Raw genomic sequence first — 19488 nt, 5'->3', positions numbered from 1 at the left:
CGGGTGGCGCTACTGGCGCTGAGGCGCTACTGGCCCTCGGACCCCTTGGGCTGGGCGCCCGCCGACGTCGCCGGCTTGGTGCCGCCCTGGCTCGGCGGCGCCCCGGACCCGCCGCTGCCGGTCGTGGCCGACGATCCCGTGTCGGCGACCGTCGTCGTCGTCGGCGCAGTCGACTTGCCCGATCCACCGGGGCCGTTGGCGTCGCCGCCGGTCGCCGCCGCCGAGCCGCCGGTCTGGTTCGACGCCACCGGACTGGCCGCCTGGGGTGTGGCGCCGGCGCCCTTGTCGGCGACCTCGAACTTCAGCCGCTTGCCCACGCCGAAGCCGAGCTTGACCGCCTTGAGCTTGCCGTCCTCGAGCTCGAACTCCAGGACCGGCCGCGAGTCGAGCCGGTTGAAGTACTTCGCCTTGCGCTCCTGGGCCGTGTTGAAGCCCTTGAGCAGGCTCAGGGTCGCCCGGCCGCGGAGCGTGTCGGTGTTCTTGGCGAAGAAGCCGAGCAGCTTGGTGGACTGCGCCTGCGTGATCGGGTCGCCGTCCGGCTTCAGCGAGGCGATGGTGCGCAGGACGGAGATGGCGTCGGCGTTGGCCTTGTTGGGCACGCGGCCGTCGCGGTCGACGTAGCCGATCGGGTCGGACTGGCCGTAGGTGTAGGCCGTCGTCAGCGTCGGGTTCTCCACCAGGGCCGTCTCGTCGTCGGTGAGGATCGGGTCCACGGTGAGGAAGCGCGCCTGCTGCGTGGAGTACCACCGGTCACCGAAGTTGATGAGGTTGTGGTCCTCGTCGACGTAGCCACCGGCGTACTGCCACGGCGTCCGGAAGATCGTGCTGTCCTCCTTGATCCACACCTGCCCGGTCGGGAAGTACTCCTGGTGCTGGAACACCGTGCCGACGCGGTCGGTGACGATGTTCGTGCTGCCCTGAAGGTCCTTGTGCATGAAGTAGACCTTCTGGTCGAACGAGTCACCGGTCGTCGTCATGTTGACGGCGAGGCGGTCGTTGCCGGCCCAGATGTTCTTCAGCATCGTGCCGTTGCGGACCGTCACCCAGGGGTTCACGTAGTAGGTGACGCCCTGCTCCTTGATCTCGATGGCGAGCTGGCCGGCGTAGTCGTAGACGTAGCTCGTCGTCTTGCGCCCGTTGCCCTTGGCGTTGTTGTCGACGATGTCGGTGAGCTTGCCCGCCCAGTCCCACGTCATGTTGCGGATCATGTCGGGGTTGGTGACGGTCGTCTGCTCGCCGTCCGAGTCGTACGCGTACGTCTCGGTGCGCTTGTTGAGCGAGTCGACGACCTTCGTCGCCTGGTTCGGCTTGGTCGCGTCGTAGGCGTAGGCGCTGCGGTCGAAGCTGTTGGCGAGGACCGTGGCCTCCTTGCACTTGTTCGTGCACCCGGTGTCGACGGTCCAGTCGCGCTGGGCCATCCGGGTCACCTTGCTCGTCGCGTCGTCGAGCGTCGCGGACCACGTGTAGTTCCGCGTCGTCTTCGGCGCGTAGTCCCACGTGCCGACCGCGTTCGTGAGGCGGTAGCGGCCGTCGTAGGTGTAGGTCTGCGACGTCGGTCCGCCGAACAGCGACGGCACGTCGGGCGGCAGCTGGTTCTTCACCGACTTCACGTTGCCGACGAGGTCGTAGGCGTACTTGAGGTTCATCAGCAGCCGGGTCCCGTCGGGCGACATCGCCGACCGACCGGTGAGGCGCCTCGTGTCGACGTCGCGGTAGGTCGTGTCGACGACGCCGTCGCCGGTCCGGCGCTGCGAGGTCTGCCCGTAGACGTCGTAGCGCTGGTCGTCGAGGTAGCTGTGCACGCATGGCACGGCGACGTCGACGCGGACGGTGGCACCGGAGGCGTGCGGCGCCGCGGTGGGCGTCAGGACGGTGCCGTTGATGCCGCGCTCGACGGTGTAGTCGAACGTCCCCGGCACCGTGCCTGGGGTCCGCGCGGTGACGCGGAGCTGCTCGCCGTCGAGGCGGATCGTGAACGGCAGCGTCGGGTTCCAGCTGGAGGCGGGGTCGCCGTGCTGGAACTCGGTGACGGTGACGGTCGTCGCGGTGGCGTCGACCGACGTCGTGAGGCGTCCGAGCTCGGTGCAGTCGTTCGTGCCGACGACGCGCTTGAGCCGTCCGCCCGTGTCGTAGTCGTTGCGCACGGTCTCGCCGTCCGGCAGCGACACGGTCGCGAGCCGGCCGAGCCAGTCGTTGTCGTAGCTCGTCGTGAACGGGCCCTTGTTGGGGTGCGGCCCGGTCATCGTCGTGACGTCCTGGGCGAGCCGCCCGTTGACGTCGTAGCCGAAGGTCTGCACGCGTGCCTTGTCCTCGACGTGGACCATCTTGCCGGCGGCGTTGCCCGCGGTGGAGTGGCCGAGGTAGCCGCCGTAGTCCATCGTGACCGGCTTCTCGCCGGGGTAGGTGATGGAGGTCATGAGGCCGAAGTCGAAGCCGAAGACGGTCTTGACGTCGCCCTCCTCGCGCAGCACGGGGCTCTGCTCGGAGGTCTTGTTGCCGGCGAGGTCGTAGGTCCACTGGACGAGCCCACCGTCGGGCGTCGTCGTCGAGGTCCTGCGGCCGAGCAGGTCGTAGGTGTGGGTCGTCACGAGACCACCGGGCGAGCTCACGGTGAGCAGCTGCCCGAGCCGGTCGTAGGCGTAGGTCGTGAAGAGCGACACGCCTGCGGCCGTGCGGTCCTCGTTGCGCAGGACGTTGTCGTGCGCGTCCATCCACGTCTTCGTGTGCCGCCCGAGCGGGTCGGTGACGTCGACCGTCGCGACGGTGCCGAAGCCGCCGTACGCCTCGTGGGCGTATGCCGTGAGCGTCGTCGCGCCGTTGGAGAGCCGTTCCGCCGTGGTGCGGTCGAGGGCGTCGAAGGTCGTGATCGTCGCCTGGCCGTAGCCGGGGTTGCTCGTGTCGACCGTGTAGTCGGCGAGCGCCGAGCCGGTCTGGAGGAACGGCTTCCACTGGTGCACCGTGCGGCCGAGGCCGTCGACGTCCGAGCCGCCCTCGGCGGCGAAGCCGGAGCCCGTGACACCGGTGACGGGGTCGTAGACCTGGGCGTCGCGCTTGCGTCCGGTGACGAGTCCCGAGCCGTCGGCATACGTCGCCGTGTCGATGGTCGTGCCCGGGTGGAACTCGTCGGTGTGGGTCACCGTCGCGTACGGGTACTGCGCGTCGTCGGGGTGGTAGGCGAACGTCGCGACGCCGCCGTCGGGCGAGGTGATGGTGCGCACCCGGCTGTAGGCGTCGTAGGTGTAGCTCGTGACGTTGCCGTTGGCGTCGGTCCGGGTCCTGACCCGCCCGGTCGGCCCGTCGAAGGCGGCCGTCGAGGTGAGGCCCACCGCTGCGCCGGCCGGGTCCTGGTCGTCCTCGATGAAGGCGCGGGTCGTGTCGGCCGGGTCGGTGCCCGCGGGGTCGCCGGAGCCCGTCAGGGCGTAGTCGGTGACGGTGCCGACGTTCGCGTGGTTCGCGTCGTCGTAGACGTAGCGGACGGCATACCTCTTCCCCTTGGCGTCGGGCGGCATGACGATCCGGTTGTAGCTGCCCCACTGGTCGTAGGTCAGCCGGGTCTCGGCGTAGCTCGCGGGCGTGGGTCCGCCCGGGAGAGTGAGGAACTCGCGCTGGACGGTCACCGAGTTGTTGTCGCAGTAGGCGGTGTTGCCGGTGCGCGACCGCAGCACGGTCCCGTCCGGCGCGGTGACGGTGAGGGCGACGGGCTGGCTGTCCCACGTCTGGCAGTTGGTGTCGGACCAGAATGGGGCGACCTTGGCGGGCCGATAGATCGGCTTCAGCGTCGGCCCGCAGCCGAAGAACGTGTTCATGTCCTCCGACGTGCTCGTCACGCAGTTGGCGTAGGCGATGCCGACGACGGTGTCGTCGGCCGTCGTGCCAGGCAGTCCGTCGTCGGTGATCTGGACGGGGTTGCCGAGGCGGTCATAGGCATACGACACGGACGTCGTCTGCATGAGGGACCCGCCTGAGTACCAGTCCTGCTCGACCTTCGCGACGCGTGGGGTCGCTCGCAGGGCGAGGAGCTGCTCGACGGTGACGCCGCCGAGATCGAGCGGGGCGTAGTCACCGCCGCCACCCACCGCGTTGCGGTCCAGGTCGCGCAGCGCCCACGTCGTGCGGGTGCGCTGCATGACCGGCCCGCTCGTCGTGCCGTCGTAGACGGTCGTCTCGTACTCGAGCCCCGACTCGAAGACGGAGCCGTTGCGGTACTTGTGCTCGGTCGTGCGCACCTTGTCGGTCGTCGCCGGGTGGTCGACGTCGGCGCTGTGGTCGTAGGAGACGTAGTGCTCGCTGACGGTCACCGAGTCGTAGCCGAGGTCGGTGCGGTTGACGAAGTCCTGGGCGGTGGCGCCGTAGGAGATCGTGCTGTGGCGCTCGGCGATGCCGTCGGCGCCGCGGCTGGACTTCACGTCGACGTCATCGAGCACCCACTGGCTGTCGGGGTGGCTCGTCGTGTTGCCGTCGCGGTGGTAGTCGAGGCCGATGGTCCCGCCCAGCGGGGTCGTCACCGTCTGGAGCAGGTTGGTGCGGCCCTGGGTGTTGAGGGCGACCTTGATGTCGGAGCTGCCCTTGACCCGCGAGACGGAGTCGGCGTAGCCGTCGCCGTTGACGTCGGTGAGGTCGACGTCGGTCGAGGTCATGCTGTTCTCGTAGTGCCCGCCGGGGTTGAGGATGAGGTAGCAGGCGACGAGGCAGAGCGGGATGCCGACGGTGACGTCGGCGCCGCCGCCGAGGCTCTCGGAGCTGTCCTGGCGGATCTGTGGCTTGCCGTCGACGTTGATGACGCCGAGCACGTTGAAGTCGGACTTCTGGTGCGTGCCGTAGACGGCCTGGTCGACGAGCCCGGTGCCGTTGCTGAAGGCGACCTTGACGTTGCCGTTGTCGCTGTAGACGGCATCGAGCAGGCCGTCGCCGTTGACGTCGTCCCACGAGACGTTGGGCAGGTCGACGTTGGAGTTGGCGGCGACGCCGCCGGCGAAGCCGCCGTTGTCGATGTTGAAGCCGAAGCTCGCGCCGACGGAGCCGCTGTAGGAGTTCGTCGAGCTGAACGAGCTCACGGTCCAGCGGAACTGGGGCGTGAAGGAGTGGCCGAGGTTGAGGCGCACCCGGATCTCGTCGTCGTCGACGGTGATCCGGTCGGGCAGTCCGTCGCCGTTGATGTCGCTGAGGGTCTCCTGCACCGGGATGGTCGCGTCGCGCGGGACCTTCTTGAGCGCGGCGTCGTCCTGGTGGGTGTTCTGCGACGTCGGGTTGGTGAAGCTCGCACCCGCACCGATGGACCCGCCGATGTTGGCGCCGTAGGAGGTGTCGGAGGCGCTGCTGCCCTTGGTCGAGGAGCTGCCCTTCGTCGAGTTGGTCGTGCCCTTGTTGTTGCCGGAGATGCCGATCGGGGCACCGCCGAAGCCACCGGACACCGCGAGGGTGGTCGAGGAGTCGACGACGTCGACGCCACCGCCGGTGCACGCGACCCGTGCGTTGGCCGGGCCGCACTCCTGCGAGCCGCGGGCGTTCGTGTAGGTCACGGAGTCGGGCCGGACCGTGTCGGGGTAGCCGTCACCGTTCATGTCGAGGAAGTCGACGAGGCTGCGGCTCCAGCCGGCGGCGAAGCTGCCGCCCAACGGGCCGACTCCCGCCATGAGCATGAAGATCGGTCCGGTCTCGCCGAGCAGGTTCGGGGCACTCGTGCCCCCGCTGCTCGCCGCCCCGGTGATCGGCAGGTCCTCGCCGAAGCGGGCCGAGCCGGTCAGGCCGTCCTCGCCGGCGTAGATCTTGGCCTTGGGGCCCTGCCAGCGCTGCGCGAGCGTGTCGGGGTCGACGACGGCGTTGTAGGCGAAGGCCTTGGGGATGTTGGCGGTCGCCTTGCTCGTGTCGAACTCCGGCGGGGCGCCCGAGCCGGGCGGGTAGTTGCCGAAGCCGGTGTCGTTGACCGACGTGTCGGTCGGGCACGACCCCCCGAACATCGCCTGGCAGGCGTCGTCCTTGTTGTCGTAGGGGTCGCCCGAGGCCGTCGTCGTGCGGAAGTCCGCCTCGTCGATGGCCGTCGTGGCGCGGGTCCCGGTCGCGGTGTAGCCGGCGGCAGCCCAGCCTCGGTAGGCGACGGGGAAGTAGCCCTGCGGGCCGGCCCAGTTGACCGTCTGGGGGACGTCCTCGGACTTGGCGACGGAGCTCTCGGTCCACTTCATCGTCAGGTTGAGGCCGCTGACGTGCGACGACAGGCCGGGGCTGCGCATCGTGACGTCGAACCAGTAGGGCGTGCCGTTGGTGAGCGTGAGGTCCGGGAGCGCCTTGTCGATGGCGCCGGAACCGGACGGCACGGCATACGTCGTCTTGTAGACGAGCCCGGTCGACGTCTTGGCCGTCACGACGACCTCGCCACCGGGGTTGTCGCTGTCGCGGGTGCCGGTCAGCGTCGGCGTCACGGTGCGGCCGAGCGTCGAGGTCCAGGCGCTCGCGGGAGCGCCCCGCGTGGTCAGCGGGTAGGTGTCGAGGTCCATGTGCGGCGTGACCGTCGTCTTGGACGCGTCGCAGCTGCCGCCGCTGAGGAAGCAGAGCTTGCCCGCCTCGACCCACGAGATGGTGGAGAGGTCGATCGGGCTGTCGACGAGCACGCGCGTGCGCACGGAGTCGTATGCCGTGACGACGCCGTCCGCGTCCTTGATCGGTGCCGCGACGGTCGGGTCGGCGGTGATCCTGAAGCGACCGGTCTCGGTCTGGCCGATGACCCCGAGGCGCGCGTTGGCGGCGGCCTGCGTGGCGAAGCAGCCGAAGCTCGTCGTCGGGTCGGCGACGCACCACTGGCCGCCGTTCTGCGTGACGGTCTTGACGCGGGCCGCGTCGGTGGCGCCGGACGAGGTGATCGGCGTGATGGTCACGGGGCTGGACGTCACGGCCTTCGTGGTGCCGTTGCGCACGGCGACCTCGGGGCGCAGGTCGTCGGTCGTGGCGGCGGCCTTGTCGAGCGCTGCGCTGAAGTGCGCGGTGCCGCCGTTGCTGACCGAGGTGAACAGGTCCGGCCGGCCGGCCAGGGTGAAGTCGTCGGCCAGGGAGTAGCTGCGCTGGTCGAGACCGTTGGCATCGGGAGCCGAGCCCCCGGCATACGTGATCGTCGCGTTCCACGTCACGGAGTCGCCGTTGCCCTTGGGGCGCGAGCCCGCGCGGAAGTAGAGAGACTGCCCCTTGTCGACGTGGATGGTCTGCGCAGCGGGCTGCCAGGTCGGCGAGGCGGCGCTGATGCTCGCGCTGCCGAGCTCGGTGCCGGCCCTCTGGATGGCGACGCGGACGGAGCCGCCGGCGGAGTCCGGCACCGGGGTGCCGAGGGTGGCCTTGGCGGTCACGGTGACGGTGCCGTCGAGGGGCGCGGTCCAGCGGCGCACGGTGTCGATGGGCGGCACGGCCTCACGGAGCCGGTCGACCATGGCCTCGAAGGCGGGGTCGCTGACGGGCACCGTCTGCGGGGTCAGCGGGACGCGCGTCTGGGCGTCGGACGCGCTGAAGGTGGGCTGGCACGCCTCGACGCCGGTGACGCCGGGGGCGCAGACGAGGTGGTTGAAGAGGACCTGGGTGCCGCTCACGAGGTCGACGAGGCCGTCGCCGTTGGCGTCGGTGAAGTAGCTGTCGACCCAGCTCCACTGGCCACCGACGTTGAAGACGCCGTAGACGCCGAAGTAGGCCTCGATGCCGCCCTGGATGCCGATGGAGCGCTGGACGGGCAGGTCGGAGAAGCCGGAGAGGACGTGCATCGGGCCGAAGCTGAGGTCTGCCGTGTGCGCCGTCGTCGGGCGGCTCGTGTTGAGCTGGTAGCGGATCTGGCCCGAGGGTCCGGTGCCCGAGATCGCCTCTCGGTAGACCTTGTCGGGCAGGGCGTCGCCGTTGAGGTCCATGAACTCGATGACCGAGCGGTTCGTCGTGCCGTTCATGGCGAACGAGCCGCCGACCGACCCGGTCTTCTCCGGGTCGGCGAGGTTGAAGCCGACGTAGATCTTGCCATCCCCGGCATCGGTCATCGACGACCCGAGGCCGCTCAGCTTCTGGTTGATATAGGCGGCGGTGCCGCCGCTGGACGGGTTGGCCCCGGTGTTCCACTTGGCGGCGGTGTCGAAGCCGCTTCCGGCGGCCGCGACGTCGTCGAAGTAGGCGAAGGTGTGCTTGAGTCCCGTCGCAGGACAGGCGGCCAGGCCGTTGCAGCCGATCTGCGTGACGGACCGCAGGCGCGTCTTGCCGAAGTGCGGGTCGGCGTCGTAGCCCAGGGTGTAGCGCGTGACGACCGTGTTGGTCTTGCGGTAGACGACGTCGATGTTGGTGAGGACGTCCTGGTCGAGGTCGAGCACGCCACCACGACCATCGAGGACGGCGTCGGTGCGACCGCCCGGGGTGCGGACGAACCGCACCTCGTAGGCGGGGTCCTCGGGCTCACCGCTCACCGTGCTGGCGGCGGTGTAGAGGATCTTGCTGAGGTAGACGTGCTTCGGGCAGACCTGTCCGCTGGGGCAGCTCGCGCCCGCGGCGAGGGCGACCCAGCCCGTGGGCTTGGAGTCGTCCTGCTTGTAGGTGACGGTGTCGTAGACGTAGCGGAACATGTTGACGCCGATGTCGCGCTTGGCCGTGAGGAACCAGCGCACGCCGTTGCCGTTGGCGTCGGTGAGGATGCCCTTGGGGTCGCGGGTGCGGTCGTCGATGCCTGCCTGAGTACCGGCCTCACCGAGGGGACCGCCGCTGTCGGGGGTGCCGCCGTAGTAGCGGATGTTGCCCTGCTTGTCGCGGACCTCCCACCAGTAGTTGCTCGGCTTGTCACCGTGCCGGATGACCTGCTCGAACTCGGTCTCGACCTTGCGGGTGAAGTCCTGGCGCTCGGCGATGCGCGGCTCGAGGACGGCCTTGACGGCGTTGGGCACGAGGGCGTCGCCGTCAAGGGTGTAGGACTCGCTCTCGACGTTGCCGCACGGCGGGCTCTTGGTCGTGCCGTCGCAGAAGCGCGGGGCGCCGAAAGAGGTGTCCACGGCGACCTCGGGCGGCGTCAGGTCCCAGCCGAGCCCGGCCCAGGACGGGCCGCCCTCGGAGCTGTAGCTGAGGCTGACGTCGGGCGTCATGCCGCGGCCCTTGGGCAGCTCGATGGGATAGGTCAGCTCGGCCGTGCCGCTCGGGTTCGCCTCGGGCGGCATCATCCGCGACAGGCCCTCGGTGACGTCGGCGTAGAGCAGGTCGGCGGTCGAGCCGTCACCGATCTCCTGCGGCGTCGTCGGGGCGATGCCCGGCAGCGTCGAGTCGATGATGCCGCCGCCGGGACTGCCCGCGACCGCCATCGGGATCGCCGTCGTCAGCGCGAGCAGCGCCGCGAGGACGACGGCCCGGAAGCTGCGGCGTCGGTGCGGGCGGTGGTGCGAGCGGTGGGTGGCGTCGTCGACGAGAGGGCGGCGTGAGGGCATGGCGAGGCTCCCGGTTGCTACTCCCCGAGTCACACGGGCCCCAGGTGGGTGGGCCCGCGAGCGCCACGGCTCGTGGAGCAGCAGCGGCGAGGTGCACGTCCTCGGTGGGACGCAGGTGGGTCGGCGAGGGGCGGCCTGGAGTGAGGGGTCTCCCGGGGCGTCGGCCAGCATCGGCGTTCGGCGGTACGGCAAATGACGCTATTGGTCCGTCGCCGCGGATGTGCAGGAAACGACGAACTTCGGTCACGTTCGGCCGAATTCGACGGAATCCGTTGTCACAGCGGTCGAATTCGCGGATTCGTGCGGCCATGGCGGCCACCACTGGACACTGGGTGTCGAAGGTTGCAGCTGACAGCGGCTTGCGTTGGAGCGCGCTCCAACTCCTAGCGTCATTGGGATGACAGACACCTTCCCCCTGGCAGACCGCACCGTCCGACGCGTGGGGTTCGGCGCCATGCAGCTCCCCGGTCCCGGCGTCATGGGGCCGCCGCGCGACCGGGACGAGGCGCTGCGCGTGCTGCGCCGCGCCGTCGAGCTCGGCGTCGACCACATCGACACGGCGCAGTTCTACGGACCCGACGTCAGCAACGAGCTCATCCGCGAGGCACTCCACCCGTATGCCGCCGACCTGGCCCTCGTGTCCAAGGTGGGCGCGCGCCGTGACCCGTCGGGTGCGTGGCTGCCCGCGCAGACGCCCGCTGAGCTGCGCGCCGACGTGGAGGCGAACCTCCGGTCGCTCGGCGTCGACCACCTGACGGCCGTCAACCTGCGACGGATGGACGAGGGCATGGCCGGTGCCGACGACGTGGCTCTCGAGGACCAGGTGGCCGAGCTCGCCGCGCTGCGCGACGAGGGCAAGATCGCCGGGGTCGGCTTGTCGACGGTGTCCGCCTCGGACCTCGCTGCGGCGCAGGCGATCACGGAGATCGTGTGCGTGCAGAACCCGTTCAGCCTTGTCGACCAGAAGGACGCCGACGTGCTCGATGCCTGCACCGCCGCGGGGATCGCCTACGTGCCGTACTTCCCGCTCGGCTCCGCCTTCCCGCACCTGCCGAAGGTCGTGGACCAGCCGGCCGTGCAGGCCGTGGCCGCTCGGCGCGACGTGCCGGCGGCGCGGGTCGGCCTGGCGTGGCTGCTCACCCGGGCCGACAACATCCTGCTCATCCCGGGCACGTCGTCGGTCGCCCACCTCGAGGAGAACATGGCCGTCGCCGACCTCGTGCTGACCGACGAGGACCTCACCGAGCTCGCCGCCGCCTGACGTGGTCGCACCGCGGGAGACCGGCCGGGGCACCGGCCGGTCTCCCGCCCTGCCCCTGCGCGGGGTCTAGATCGCCGCGAGGCCGGCGTTGACGAGCAGCACGATCTCGTTGTGCAGTCGGCGCTTGTCGACGGTCGGCGTCTGCGCGTACTCCTCGGCCAGCGTCAGGACCAGATGGCCGACGACCGCAACCGGCAGCTTCACCGGTGACGGCGGGACCGGCATGAAGGCGGCGGCCGGGTGCGGCACCACCAGGACGGCCGCGGTGACGAGGCCCGCCACCCCTGCACGGCGGGTGGTTCGGGGTCGGTTCGAGGCGTTCATCGGAGTCCACCTCCAGTCTCACGAGAGCTTCCGATGCCCCACTGTGGGCCGCATCCCGCGAGCTGTCTGTGCGCGTGACGACACAGGTGTCACGGCATACGGGAGCAGGGGTGCGTCCGGGGCACCCGAGGTCGCCGTTACGCTCGGTCCCGCAGATCGAGGGCGCAACCCGGATCCGCGAGTGGACCGAGTCGACGTAGTCACGAGGAGTAACGGTGCTGGCCAAGTTCCCCGGACGGTGCGCACAGTGCCAGGGACCGATTCGCGCGGGCGACGAGATCGTCAGCGCAACGGGCAACGGCACCGCGTGGGTGCACGCCGCGTGCCGGACCGAGCTCGCCCTTCCCGGGCTGGGCGTGACACCGCCGGCCACGTCCCAGGCACCGCGCGGCACGACCGCGAACAAGGCAGGCAAGGCGACGAAGGCGCCCAAGGCGCAGATGGTCGCCCCGGAGGGCGCGACGTTCGTCTACACCGACGGTGCGTGCTCGGGAAACCCCGGACCCGGTGGCTGGGCCTGGGCGATCGACCGCGACCGCTTCGCGTCAGGCTCCGAGCGACCGAGCACCAACCAGCGCATGGAGATCCGCGCGGCGCTCGAAGCCGTCACCGCGCTGGCCGGGCCGTTGGTCGTCGTCAGCGACTCGACGTACGTCGTCAACTGCTTCCGCGACCAGTGGTGGGACGGCTGGCTCAAGCGGGGCTGGACGACGTCGGCGAAGAAGCCCGTCGCGAACCGCGACCTCTGGGAGCCGCTCGTCGCGGCGGTGACGGAGCGCGGCGACGTCGCCTTCCAGTGGGTCAAGGGCCACTCCGGACACGAGTTGAACGACCTCGTGGACGAGCTCGCCGTCGCCGCGAGCCTCAGCCGGGACTAGGCCCCGGCTCAGCCGCCGAGGGGCGAGCCACCGGCCGGGCCGCCGACTCCGCCGAAGTTGCGTTCCCCGCCGACGCAGTAGTCGGTCGTCTTCGCCGACAGGTCCTGGGCGCTGCCCTGCCTCTGTCTGTCCTGCTCCGTCATCGCCACCGCACCGTGACGCTGCTTGGCGCGGCGGTCGGAGAGCCAGGCCGCGAGCAGCACCAGGGCGAAGAGTCCACCAACGATCGTCCAGAACATCTGCGTTCCCCTGTCCACGAGCGGAGCGTGCTGCGTTCGCTGGCATCGTCTCACCCCGCAGGCCTCGGTGGTGTCCGATCGGGGCGTGGTGGTTCGTGGTAGGGGTGAGGCGTCCCGACCGGGGCCGACCGCCTGGAAGGAACCACCACCATGTCTGACGTTGTCGCGATCATGTCCATGTCGCTCGACGGCTTCGTCGCCGGGCCCGAAGACGACGTGATGCAGGTGTTCGACTGGTACTTCTCCTCCGGCGACGTCGAGATCGACACCGGCGGGTCGGATCGCATGACCTTAAAGGTGTCCGAGCCGAGCGCCCGGCACCTCCGTGACCTCACGCCCCGTCTCGGCGCCGTGCTGACGGGTCGCCGCACCTTCGAGGTCGCGCAGGGGTGGGGCGGCAACCACGCGTGGGGGCCGGCCTTCGTCGTGACGCACGAGGTCCCGGACGGGTGGCCGCGGCCCGACTCGACGGTCCACTTCGTGACGGACGGCATCGAGAGCGCGGTCCGGCAGGCGCAGCTCGCAGCGGGCGCGAGGGCCGTCGGGGTCCACGGGGCCGACACCATCCAGCAGTGCCTGAACGCCGGCCTGCTCGACGAGATCCAGGTCGACCTGGCAGCCGTCTTGCTCGGCTCGGGGGTGCGTCTCTTCGACCACCTCGTGGGGACGCCTGCGGTCCTCGGCACCCCGACCGTGGTCGAGGGCGTCGGCGTGACGCACCTGCGCTACCCGGTCCGGAACAGGTAGCCCGTTCGACGCGCGGCAGGGCCACGAGCCGACGGACGCTGGCCCGAACCCACCACGTCGCGCGCGCAGGTGTGCTGACATGGATGGGTGCGATTCGACATCGAGACGCGCGCGTCGCCGGAGCAGGTCAGGCGAGCCCTGACCGACTTCAGCGACGCCCGGGTGCGCACGTGGCACCGCACGCTCGACGCGAAGACGTATGCCGTCCTGGGCCAGGGCGAGAGCTGGGCCGAGGCCCGGGAGAGCTCGCCCGGCTCGCCGTTCTGGGTGGTTGCGCGCTACGACTGGTCCGATCCGGAGGTCGTCCGCTGGACGGTGACCGACAGCAGCTACGGCGGCGGCGGCGACGGACTGGTGCGGGTGACCCCCGGCGTCGACGGCGGCAGCCGCGTCCACGCGGAGTGGCGTAACGTCGACCCTCGCCGGCAGAAGCTCCTGCTGTTCCTGCTCAGGCACGGTCCCGCGAGTGCTGTCATCTCGCGGATGTGGACGGCCTCCCTCGACCGGTACGCGACTGCAGACGGCACGTGAGCCAGGGGAGGTCCTGACCCGCACCTCTTCGGAAGGGACGCCCATGAGCACCACACCGTCACCCGCTCCGAGCACCCGATCGGCTACCGCCTCCACCGACAGCTCGACCCGCGCCCTCGTGCTCGCCGGAGCCGGCGCGGCCGGCAACGCCTGGGAGCTCGGCCTCATCGCCGGCCTCGCCGACGGCGGGGTCGACCTCACCGACGCGGATCTCGTCGTGGGCACGTCGGCCGGGTCCACCGTCGCCGCCCAGATCACCTCTGGCACAGCGCCGTCGGAGCTGTATGCCGCCATCCTCGCCGAGGTGCCCGTGCCACCGTCCCGTGTCGCCGCACCTACTCGTCCCCGGACGCCTCAGGTCTCGGGGCCGAGCTACCTCGAGTGGTCCGACGCCATCATCGCCGAGGCCTCCGATGCGGCTGACATGCGCCGCAGGCTGGGCGCCGCTGCCCTGACGAGGGATGCCGCCGCCGGCTCGCCGCAGAACCGCTGGCGCGACATCGTCGCGTCCCGGCTCCCCAGCCACGACTGGCCGAGGCAGCGGGTGCTCATCCCGGCCGTCGACGCCCGCACCGGGGAGCCGGTCGTCTTCGACCGCGACAGCGGCATCGACGTCGTGGACGCCGTCGCCGCAAGCACATCGGCGATGACGCCCTATCCGATCGGCACGCACCGCTACCTCAACGGCGGCTACCGACGCAGCGAGAACGCCGACCTGGCAATGGGATTCGACCGCGTGGTCGTGCTGTCACCGTTCAGTGGCAGGAGCCGGATGCCGCTCGCGTGGCGCATGGACCTGGCGTCACAGGTCGCCGACCTGCACGCAGCCGGCAGCAGGGTAGAGACCGTCTTCCCCGACGTCCGCGCCGGTGACGTCTTCGACGCCAACGCCCTCGACCCTTCGACCCGCCCGCCAGCCGCGCGAGGTGGCCACGCGCAGGGGCAAGCTCTCGCGGCCACGTTGGCGGACTTCTGGGGCTGACCTCGCCCTGTGTCGCCGAAGGCACAGACAGCCGCACGCCCTCGGCCCATCGTGGAGGTGGAGGCAGCAACGCCTCCCACTCCGCTGGGGAGATCGCCATGGGAACGACAACGGGACTCGGGCGCCGGCTCACGGCGCTGGCCGCGGCAGCACTCGCCCTGGGGCTGTCGGCGTGCACCGCGACGGGCGGGCCGGCGTCCACCACCGCCACCACACGGCATACGACCTCGTCGACCCCCGGAGCGGCGAGCGCGACGCTCGAGCCCGAGCGCGACGTCACCGTGGCCGGGAGGCACTTCAAGGCGCGGTGCGCCGGCAGCGGGCCGTCGGTGGTCATGGTGGCCGACTACGGACGGTCGATGGACGACGCGTGGGGCACGGTCCCGCAGACCCTCGCGGCGAGCGCCCGGGTCTGCGTCTACGACCGGCTCGGGATCGGGCGCAGCGACTCGGCGCCGGACCGGCAGACCTTCGCGACGCTCGCATCCGACCTCGACGGCGTCATCACAGGCCTCGCACTGACGCGTCCGGTCGTCGTCATGGGGCACTCGATGGGCGCTCCCATCGCGTTGTCGTGGGCGAGCCGGCACGGCGCCGACACGCGTGCCGTCGTGCTGATGGACCCGATGCCTCCGGGCTACTTCGGCCCCGACGGCGCGCTGCTGACGCTGTTGCCGCCCAAGGACGTCGGCGATCCCGAGCTGAGCAGCCTGTGGACCGAGCTCGACCACTTCAACGACCCGTCGAGGAACAAGGAGAGCCTCGACCCGCGCTCCTGGGCGGCCTACGCAAGACTCGCCACGATGTCGGTCCCGCTCTACGACCTCGTCGAGGCCCAGCCGCAGGCGTGGCCCGCGGCCGTCGACGCGAAGAAGGTCGATGCGGCGTGGCGCGCCGCCCAGCGTCGGGTGCTCACCCTGGCGTCGCCGTCCGAGCTGGTGAACGTGCCGACGCCGGACGCCTGGCCGCAGGCGATCAAGAGCGTCCTCGACCGGGCCCTTCGGTCGTGACGCGCAGCTCGGTGCCGAGGAGGTCGCCCAGCCGGGTGGCCTCCTCCTCGATGGCCGCGGTCGGCGCCGTCCCATCGGGCCACGTCACCATGAGCTCGTCGCGTTTCCTCGCCCAGGTGCCGCGGACGACACCGCCGACGATGACAGGGTTCGCCTTGCGGGTCATGGCCTCGCGCAGGTTCGGCGGGACGACGCGGACGTCCTTGGTGCCCGCGCCCATGACCCACTGGTCGTGACCGGGCAGCAGCCTGACTGCATCCGAAACCTTTGCGGCAGTGAGCGACTCGACATCCTCATGCATGACGTAGGCGGTCGTGCCGTCGATGTCGACCGGCACCAGGGCGTCACCCAAGCCGGCGATCCAGCGATCGAGCCGTCTGCGTCCGGCAGACAGACCGTTGCCCAGCCAGTAGTGGACGCGGTCGAGGGTCGCCGGCCCGTAGCTCCGGAAGTAGGCGGCCACAGCGCGCGGTCCCGCGTCATCGAGGTCCGGGATGCCCGCCCACCGCGGGTTGCGGTCGAGCCGCTGGAAGGTGAGCCGGCCGTCGCGCAGCGGGCCGAGGCTCATGTCGCCCTGCCACGACAGCGGCTTCATGAGCGTCCACGCCCCCTCGTCGAAGACGGTCCTGAGGTGGGCGTATGCCGTGTGCTTCGTCAGCGCGTCCCCGAGCTCCGTGACCGTCAGGGATCCGTCGCCGAGCGCCTCGCGCACGGCCGCGCGGAAGTCCGGCCAGTCCTGCGGCGTGAGCCGGTAGTGGTCCACCCAGCTCTTCAGCTCCCACTGGCGACCGGCCGCCCGGACCGCGAGGTGGACGCCGGCGTCCTCCGGCGCCATGTAGTGCATGGCCCCGCGGTAGGCGAAGGCCTTGATGACGCTCCCGTCGGCGAGGGCCGACGCGAGGTCCCCGGGGCGCGCCGTCGAGCTCCGGGTGCCGACGGCGAGGTCGGCGAGCACGTCGTCCATCGAGAGCACCGCTCCGAGCCGGCGCACGACGTCGGCCGCAGGCACGGACCCGACGGGATCGAGCAGCTGTCGCTCCATCCGCCAGGCCAGTGCCTGCGGCCAGGTGGCCTTCACCTCGGGTGTGCCCTCCGTCGAGGTCGTCATCCCTGGATGGTGGCACCGATCCCGGACGAAGGACGCCCGGTGCAGGGACTCTCAGTGGGCCTCGATCTCGGTGCGGACGGCGGGTGCGCTCGACGAGGACTGCTCGGTCAGCTCGCCGTCGCTCGACACGGTGGCCGTGTGCCAGGTGACCGGCCCCAGGGACGACGTGCGCGGATCGCCGCTCGTCCCGTCGGCCGAGGCGCCCTCCATCGCCAGGTCACGGGTGGCCAGCGAGCCGGACTCGGTCTGGGACCCGATGTAGATCACCTGCTGCGGCTGGTTCTGGATGAGCGACACGTCGGTGCAGATGTTGAGCGGCGAGCCCCAGCCGACGGTCACCACGAAGGTGACGCCGTGGTTCGGGTCGAAGGGCGGGCCGTGCGGCGTCACGTTGTCGACGGTGATCGACGCGGCACCGACGAAGCGCTGGGCGCTGTTGTCGGCGAGCTTCTGCCCGCCCGTGACGTACTCGCTCGCGGACACGGCGACGACGGAGTCGGCGCTGAGCGCTCCCCAGTTGAGGTTCACGACATTGCGCCCCGGGTTCATCCTCCAGTAGATGCGAATGGACATGGGCACTGCTCCTTCGTAGAAGTCGAGCGGGTAGGGGTTGTCGGGGTTCGGGCCCGGCAGGGTCCAGTCGCGCACGGAGCCATCGGGATTCGTCCGGGGGAAGTGCGCGTCGAGCTGCGCCTTGAAGGCGGGGAACGGGTCGTCGTTGCGGCCGGTGAGGTTGCGGAAGACGCCCGTGAGCGTCGGCGCAGCGGCGGCGATGATCCGTTTGATGTCGTAGCCGAGCTGGTACGACAGGTAGTTGATGAACAGCGTCGCGCATCCGCTCTTCTCGTCGGGCGCGTGGTCGTGCTCATCGATCGTGTTGACGTAGTCGAGGCGGTCGCTGTTGAGCCAGAAGCGTGCCGTGTCGAAGCCGGGCTCGTTGAACCCCAGGCCTGTTCGGCGGAGGAACTCCGCGGAGAGCACCCGTGAGAGTCCCTCGCCCGCTGATCCCTCGTTGCTTCCGTCGCTGGCGAACCAGCCCTTGTTCTGGGCGAGCATCAGCATCTCGACGACCTCGGCCACCAGCAGGTAGCGCACGACGTCGAGCCCTGAGCCGTTGCCCGGGCGCAGCGAGATGGGAGGTCCCCACCCGGCCCCGGCGTAGCCTCCCGGCACGATGTTGACCTCGATCGGGAGTGGGTACGGCAGCGCGATGCCGCCGAACCAGTCGGACATGATCTGGTAGTCCGCCTCGCACACGTTCATCAGGGCTTGTGCCCGCTGGAGGCCGTCAGCGCTCGACAGTGAGGTGTCGTAGCTGATCCGGTAGTGCGTGGTCGAACCGACTGTGGAGAGGGTCATGGTGAGCAGAGGTGCGCGTGCTCACCGGTGATACGCCCTCGCCGCTGTGCGAAACTCGATGCGATGCAGACACGCTCGGGTGACTTCGCACTGACCACCGACGAGCTTCGGGCCGTCGTCGCGTATGCCGTCGCGTGCGCCGAGCCTGCCCTCGTGATCTTCCAGCGGGCGCACCCCGACGACCCGCGGCCGGCGGCCGCGCTCGACGCAGCGCGAGCCTTCGCCGGCGGGGCACCCCGGTCACGACTCCAGCGAACAGCCGCGACCGACGCCCACCGCGCGGCCAAGGAGGCGTCGACCGAGCCGGCCCGGCACGCAGCGACCGCTGCAGGGGATGCGGCCGCCGCGGCATACCTCCACCCCCTGTCCAAGGCGACGCAGGTGCGCCACATCCTGGGAGCCGCCACCCACGCGGCCCGGGCGGCCGAGCTCGTGCGTGGCGACGACCCCGTGGTGGCCGAGTACGTCGTCACCGCCGCGGCCAAGCGCGCCACCCCCGTGGTCCTCGACGTGCTGAGCCGCTATCCGCGAGCACCCAAGGGGCGCAGTCGAACTGCCGCGCTCATGACGCGGCTCGACAGCCTGCTTCGCGACCCTCCCCCGACGCCGCGCGTCGTCAACGACCCCGGGCCGTTCTTCCACGGCACGAGGGCCGACGTGGCCCCGGGCGACCTGCTCACCCCGGGCTGGCGCTCCAACTACGGCTCGCGGCGCCAGTCCAACCACATCTACGTCACGGCCACGCGCGAGGGCGCGCCCCTGGCCGCCGAGCTCGCCCGCGGCGACGGCCCGCCACGCGTCTATCGCGTCGAGCCGCTTGGCACCATCGAGGACGACCCGAACGTCACCGACAAGCGCTTCCCCGGCAACCCGACCCGCTCCTACCGCACGACCGAACCGCTGCGGGTGGTCGAGGAGATCACCGGCTGGGAGGCCCCGCCGGCCGAGATGGTCCGGCACATCCGCGAGCGCATGGGCGAGCTCGCCGAGCTCGGCATCGAGGCCATGGACGACTGACCACCGAGCGGTCCGGTGAGGCTGTGAGGTGCCTGTACGTCTGTGCCGGCGACGGTTGGGCGGCCGGTGGGGCGGGTAGGACTCGGAGGTACAGCACCCCGAACGAAGGAGCGCACATGTCGGACGACGCCAAGGTCGCCAAGGACCTCGTGGAGACCCTGAAGGACGGCGAGCGTGGTTTCACCTCCGCTGCCGAGAAGCTGCGTGACAGCGACCGCGCCGAGTGGGCCACCACCCTGCAGCGCCTCGCAGAGCAGCGCGCCGGGTTCCGCCGCGAGATCGTCGAGATGGGCCACGACTACGGTGACGACGTCGACGAGAGCGGGTCGGCTGCCGCCGCCCTGCACCGCGGCTGGATCACCCTCAAGGACGCCCTGACCGGTGACGACGCGGGCGGCGTGCTCGGTGCCGCCGTCAAGGGCGAGGACCACGCGGTGTCGGAGTACGAGAAGGCCGAGAAGGCCGATCTCAGCGCCGGCTTCCGCACGGTCGTGGCCCGTCAGCACGCGGCTGTCGTGGCCGCCCGTGACGAGGTCAAGGCTCTGCACGTCGCAGACTGATCTGCTGCCGTCCCCGAGACGGCGACGACAACGACGAGCACCCCGTGGAGGAC

General features: G+C 70.6%; 13 protein-coding genes and 1 pseudogene. 9 read left to right on the top strand and 5 right to left on the bottom strand.

Features of this window, described 5'->3' with window-relative positions; all coding sequences use genetic code 11:
* Window positions 1-26 precede the first annotated feature (26 nt).
* Window positions 27-9419, bottom strand: a complete 9393-nt coding sequence (locus U5C87_RS06665; protein WP_330475836.1) for an RHS repeat-associated core domain-containing protein — start codon at window positions 9417-9419, stop codon at window positions 27-29.
* Window positions 9420-9816: 397 nt separating this feature from the next.
* On the opposite strand from U5C87_RS06665, the gene U5C87_RS06660 reads away from it, so the two are divergent.
* Entirely contained in the window at window positions 9817-10680 is an 864-nt protein-coding gene (locus U5C87_RS06660) for an oxidoreductase (RefSeq protein ID WP_330475835.1), read from the top strand.
* A gap of 66 nt (window positions 10681-10746) precedes the next feature.
* Here U5C87_RS06660 and U5C87_RS06655 read toward each other — a convergent pair whose 3' ends face one another.
* Entirely contained in the window at window positions 10747-11004 is a 258-nt protein-coding gene (locus tag U5C87_RS06655) for a hypothetical protein (RefSeq protein WP_330475834.1), read from the bottom strand.
* A gap of 215 nt (window positions 11005-11219) precedes the next feature.
* On the opposite strand from U5C87_RS06655, the gene U5C87_RS06650 reads away from it, so the two are divergent.
* Window positions 11220-11882, top strand: a complete 663-nt coding sequence (locus U5C87_RS06650) for a ribonuclease H family protein (RefSeq protein WP_330475833.1) — start codon at window positions 11220-11222, stop codon at window positions 11880-11882.
* A gap of 8 nt (window positions 11883-11890) precedes the next feature.
* Here U5C87_RS06650 and U5C87_RS06645 read toward each other — a convergent pair whose 3' ends face one another.
* Entirely contained in the window at window positions 11891-12139 is a 249-nt protein-coding gene (locus U5C87_RS06645; RefSeq protein ID WP_330475832.1) for a hypothetical protein, read from the bottom strand.
* Window positions 12140-12271: 132 nt separating this feature from the next.
* Here U5C87_RS06645 and U5C87_RS06640 point away from each other — a divergent pair, with 132 nt between their 5' ends.
* From U5C87_RS06640 to U5C87_RS06625, 4 genes are all read left to right on the top strand, one after another.
* A complete protein-coding gene (locus tag U5C87_RS06640; RefSeq protein WP_330475831.1) occupies window positions 12272-12868 on the top strand; it encodes a dihydrofolate reductase family protein in 597 nt (198 codons plus the stop codon).
* A gap of 87 nt (window positions 12869-12955) precedes the next feature.
* Window positions 12956-13399 (top strand): SRPBCC family protein, encoded by a 444-nt coding sequence (locus tag U5C87_RS06635; RefSeq protein ID WP_330475830.1) that lies wholly within the window; start codon window positions 12956-12958, stop codon window positions 13397-13399.
* A 43-nt stretch (window positions 13400-13442) separates the two neighbouring features.
* A complete protein-coding gene (locus U5C87_RS06630; protein ID WP_330475829.1) occupies window positions 13443-14381 on the top strand; it encodes a patatin-like phospholipase family protein in 939 nt (312 codons plus the stop codon).
* Window positions 14382-14479: 98 nt separating this feature from the next.
* Window positions 14480-15391, top strand: coding sequence for an alpha/beta hydrolase (locus tag U5C87_RS06625; RefSeq protein WP_330475828.1), 912 nt, complete (start codon window positions 14480-14482; stop codon window positions 15389-15391).
* Here the strand turns inward: U5C87_RS06625 and U5C87_RS06620 are convergent.
* Window positions 15357-16499, bottom strand: coding sequence for a DNA glycosylase AlkZ-like family protein (locus U5C87_RS06620; protein WP_330475827.1), 1143 nt, complete (start codon window positions 16497-16499; stop codon window positions 15357-15359). The genes U5C87_RS06625 and U5C87_RS06620 overlap by 35 nt on opposite strands.
* A 51-nt stretch (window positions 16500-16550) precedes the next feature.
* Entirely contained in the window at window positions 16551-17858 is a 1308-nt protein-coding gene (locus U5C87_RS06615; protein WP_330475826.1) for a hypothetical protein, read from the bottom strand.
* Between the two features lie 63 nt (window positions 17859-17921).
* Between U5C87_RS06615 and U5C87_RS22655 the strand changes: the two are divergent.
* The 3 genes and pseudogenes from U5C87_RS22655 to U5C87_RS06605 form a co-directional block, all read left to right on the top strand.
* Window positions 17922-18257, top strand: a pseudogene (locus U5C87_RS22655) (putative immunity protein); the annotation flags it as partial.
* Window positions 18258-18422: 165 nt separating this feature from the next.
* Complete coding sequence (gene arr, locus U5C87_RS22650; protein WP_443082126.1) at window positions 18423-18875, top strand: NAD(+)--rifampin ADP-ribosyltransferase; 453 nt, start codon at window positions 18423-18425, stop codon at window positions 18873-18875.
* 116 nt (window positions 18876-18991) lie between these two features.
* Window positions 18992-19435: a PA2169 family four-helix-bundle protein gene (locus U5C87_RS06605; protein ID WP_030203637.1), complete on the top strand. Its 444-nt coding sequence runs from the start codon at window positions 18992-18994 to the stop codon at window positions 19433-19435.
* The last annotated feature ends 53 nt before the right edge of the window (window positions 19436-19488 follow it).

Origin of the sequence: Terrabacter sp. C0L_2, from assembly GCF_036352015.1 — a bacterium.
Taxonomy (GTDB): domain Bacteria; phylum Actinomycetota; class Actinomycetes; order Actinomycetales; family Dermatophilaceae; genus Terrabacter; species Terrabacter tumescens.
The sequence above is the reverse complement of the archived record's forward strand: the minus strand, read 5'-3'. Positions and strand labels throughout refer to the sequence as shown.